This is a genomic window from Mesorhizobium sp. M7A.T.Ca.US.000.02.2.1, assembly GCF_003996995.1.
Taxonomy (GTDB): domain Bacteria; phylum Pseudomonadota; class Alphaproteobacteria; order Rhizobiales; family Rhizobiaceae; genus Mesorhizobium.
The window spans coordinates 1-2,984 of the sequence record NZ_RZTT01000576.1 but is presented as its reverse complement, the minus strand read 5'-3'; the positions used below and the strand labels follow the sequence as shown (position 1 = coordinate 2,984).

Annotated in this window: 3 protein-coding genes; all 3 read right to left on the bottom strand. The window is 61.4% G+C overall.

The window, feature by feature from the left end:
• On the bottom strand, positions 1–689 hold a 689-nt coding region (locus tag EOD15_RS31855; RefSeq protein ID WP_148129742.1), incomplete at its 3' end, for a branched-chain amino acid ABC transporter permease.
• A gap of 334 nt (positions 690–1,023) precedes the next feature.
• The gene (locus EOD15_RS31850; protein WP_127320418.1) at positions 1,024–2,025 is read right to left on the bottom strand and encodes a 4-hydroxyproline epimerase; all 1,002 of its coding nucleotides are present in this window, start codon (positions 2,023–2,025) and stop codon (positions 1,024–1,026) included.
• Between the two features lie 31 nt (positions 2,026–2,056).
• A partial coding sequence (locus tag EOD15_RS31845) for an FAD-binding oxidoreductase (RefSeq protein ID WP_148129741.1) occupies positions 2,057–2,984 on the bottom strand: 928 nt, incomplete at its 5' end.

Genomic DNA, 2,984 nt, shown 5'->3' with positions numbered 1-2,984 from the left:
GGCGTAAAGCCATCAGAGAAGGCAATGACGCCGTAATACATCAGGAACAAAGTGCCGGCGACCGCGGCAAGGGCCGCACCCATGATGAAGGTGATCGAGATCGTGCGGTCGACATCGATGCCGAGCAGCGCCGCCATCTTGCGGTCCTGCTCACAGGCCCGTTGCGCTCGCCCGAGCGAGGTCTTGTTGACCAGATACCAGAACAGCGCCAGCAGCAGCGCCGTGACGACGACGATGATGATCTGCTTCAGCGACACGCTGATGCCGTTGATGTTGTAAACTTGGCTGACCATTGGCGGGATCGGCTTGTTGCGGGGACCCTGCGTCACCTGGACGAAGTTCGACAGCGCGATCGACATGCCGATGGCGGTGATCAGCGGGGCCAGTCGGAACGAACCGCGCAGCGGCCGGTAGGCGACTTTTTCGATTGTCCAGTTGTAGAGGCTGGTGAGCAGCATCGCCACGATCATCATGATCAGCAGCGCCAGCACAACCGGCACGGAATAGAACAGCGCGCCAAGGGCGAGGAAGACGATCAGAGCCGTGAAGGCACCCACCATGAAGATGTCGCCATGGGCGAAATTGATCATGCCGATGATGCCGTAGACCATCGTATAGCCGATCGCGATCAGCCCATAGATCGATCCCAGCGTCAGCCCATTGATAAGCTGCTGGACAAAGTACTGCATGTGTACATGGCTCCCCTGGAATGTCGCCCATGCAGACGCATTCCTTTTCGTATTTCCCCTAGTCGTAAAGTTTCGAGCCCGGATTGCAACGTCATTTTTCAATCGTCATGCGTGTTTTCGAAGCACGCTGTCCGATTGCCCGTTTTCCATCATCCGGCCCCTGGACTATCGCGGACCCTACCATTGGCATAACGCAATGTCTTTGACGATTCGATCGCATCATGCGCTCCGTTTCGAAGAAATCGCCGTCAAAATTAGGTGATGAAAGGAATCCTTGCGTTTTTGGCACGATCCGTTTTTCAAGCCGTCGCTTTCCGCAAGGTCAGGATTCCCATCACTTGACAACAAATCCGTGCGCGAACGGGTCGCGGTCGTCGATGAAGATGGTGTTCAGCCCGGTCATCCGCGCCCAGCCGCCGATAGAGGGAATGATGGCCGGCTTGCCGGCTACGGTGACATCCTTTTCGACCTTGCCCTTGAACAGCGAACCGATGATCGATTCATGGACGAAGCTGTCGCCGGCCTTGAGTTTGCCCTTGGCATGAAGCTGCGCCATGCGCGCCGAGGTGCCGGTGCCGCAGGGCGAGCGGTCGATCGCCTTGTCGCCGTAGAACACGGCATTGCGGGCATCCGCCCCATCCACCGTCGGAGCACCGGTCCACAGCATGTGCGACAGCCGGTTGATGCCCGGGTTCTCAGGATGGAAGAAGGAATATTTCTCGTTGAGCCGCTGGCGCACCACCGGGCTCCAGGCGATGAAGTCGCCCGCCGAATAATCGGCCATGTCGCGATAGTTCTTCTGTGGTTCGACGATGGCGTAGAAGTTGCCGCCATAGGCGACGTCGACGGTGATTTCGCCGAGCCCAGGGCATTCGATTGTCAGCCCCTCGGCATGGAGGAAGGACGGCACATTGGTGATGCGCACCTCCTCGACATAGTCGCCGACCTGTTTGTATTCAGCGATGACAAGTCCGGCCGGCGTGTCGAGCCGAAGCACGCCCGGCGTCTTCGGCTTGATCAGACCGTGCTCGATCGCCATCGTCACCGTGCCGATGGTGCCATGGCCGCACATCGGCAGGCAGCCGGAGGTTTCGATGAACAGGATGGCGATGTCGCAATCCTCGCGCGTCGGCGGATAGAGGATCGAACCGGACATCACGTCGTGGCCGCGCGGCTCGAACATCAGGCCGGTGCGGATCCAGTCATACTCGGCCAGAAAATGCGCACGCCGCTCCATCATTGTCGCGCCCTGCAGCAGCGGGCCGCCCCCAGCGACCAGCCGCACCGGATTGCCGCAGGTGTGGCCGTCTATGCAGAAGAAGGATTTCTTGGCCATGACGCTCCTCGAAAATCAAAACCCGAAAATATCAAAATCGTTGCGGACTGAAGGGGGCCAGTTCGATCGGTGGAGTCTGCCCCAGGACAAGATCCCTGATCAACCGTCCGGTGGCCGCCGCCTGGGTCAGGCCGAGATGGCCATGGCCGAAGGCATAGACCACCGGCCGCTTTCCCGGCGCGCCGCCGATGACTGGCACTGAATCCGGCAGCGAGGGGCGGAACCCCATCCATTCGCGCCCGCCCGAGGGATCGAGCCCCGGCAGGAATTTCTGCGCCTTCTGCAGCAGCGCCTTAGACCTGGCATAATTGGGCCGCCGCTCGATGCCGCCGAGTTCGACGGCGCCACCGACACGCAGGCCCGTTGCGAGCGGCGTGACGACGAAGCCATGGCCGGAGAAGATCAGCATCCGCTTCACGTCGAAGGCACTCGTCGGCAACGTAGTGTTGTAGCCGCGCTCGGTCTCCAGCGGAATGCGATCGCCGAGTTGCTTCGCCAGCAGATGCGACCATGCGCCTGCTGCGACGACGAGGTGTCGCGCCTGTCTGGTCGTGCCGTCTGCCAATGTCAGCGTCGCACCATCCTGATCCGCTGCGACTTGGCCGATCCGGGCCATCTCAAAGCGGGCACCCTTGCTTTGTGCGTAGGCCCACACCGCCTTGCCCAGCAGTTTCGGGTCGGCGACCGTCTTCCATCCCGGCACGAACGTGCCTTTGATGAAGCGCGGCGACAGCCCCGGCTGCAAGGCGGCCAGTTCCTCGCCCTCGACATGGCGGAAACCGATGCCGAAACGCTCACGCGCCGCCCAGCCGGGCAGCCCGGCCTGGAACTCGGCTTCGCTTTCATAGAGCTCGAGCGAGCCATCCTCGCGCAACATCGACCGCGTGCCGGAGCGATCGAGCAGGCCCATCCACTCCGCCTCGGCGAGCTTCATCATGCCCGCCTGAGCAGCAAGGCTC